This window comes from Microseira wollei NIES-4236 (assembly GCF_020521235.1).
In the GTDB taxonomy this organism is placed as follows: Bacteria; Cyanobacteriota; Cyanobacteriia; order Cyanobacteriales; family Aerosakkonemataceae; genus Microseira; species Microseira wollei.
Genome location: NZ_BLAY01000491.1, coordinates 1 through 753, shown reverse-complemented (window position 1 = coordinate 753; position 753 = coordinate 1). Strand labels below are relative to the sequence as shown.

The 753-nt window shown below is 44.9% G+C and carries 1 pseudogene; it reads right to left on the bottom strand.

What is annotated here, in order from left to right:
• Nucleotides 1-497: 497 nt before the first annotated feature.
• Nucleotides 498-753: pseudogene (locus MiSe_RS49435) on the bottom strand (hypothetical protein); the annotation flags it as partial.

Below are 753 nucleotides of genomic sequence, written 5' to 3'. Positions count from 1 at the left end.
TCCTTAGCTAGTAAAAAAAACCGACTTACCTCGCTGCTTTCTGCTGTGATTGATCGCGTGCATACACTCGCTCTCTCTAGATTGATCTGGCAAGTAAGCCGTTCTCAAAAATCTATCTCAGAAAATCAAAGGCTGGTTGCCAATTTGGCAGCTTAATTATTTACAGGACTTACGGAGATCGCCAAAGTTTCTTGGAAAAATCGTCGGTCAAGGCAACTAGAGATTGTAGCAACAAACTTTGATGATACGCTCGTCGTGCGTCAGTCCTGTATTAACTCAAGTTGCTAGTTATCTCATAAATAGAAGAGAATGGCTAATGGCTAATGGCTAATGTCAGTAAAAATACTATATTAGCAATTAGCAATTAGCCATTAGCAACGCCAAAGTTTATAACTAGCAACTTGCGCTATCAGTAATTTTTGGCACGTACTTGGTTTGCTTCTGGGCGAGCCCTCAGAAACCGGGTTTCTTTGGCTCGATGTCACTAGCAAATGGAGTTAGTATTGATTTGGATCAATAATCACAACTCCGTACTCCGCTTGCGCCGGTGGATACGGCTCGATTGGCTCGATTACCACTCCATACAACGCTTGATAGATCGGCTCGATCGGCTCCGGACAAGGCTGCGGTTGCGGTAGCGGTTTTGGATATGGTTTTGGAGGCCACCAGATTACCCCGTACAAAGGCTGCATCGTAGGAGGCCTTCTTATATACCCACCCACGGCTCCCACTAATTCTTCTTCAGAGAGTTCG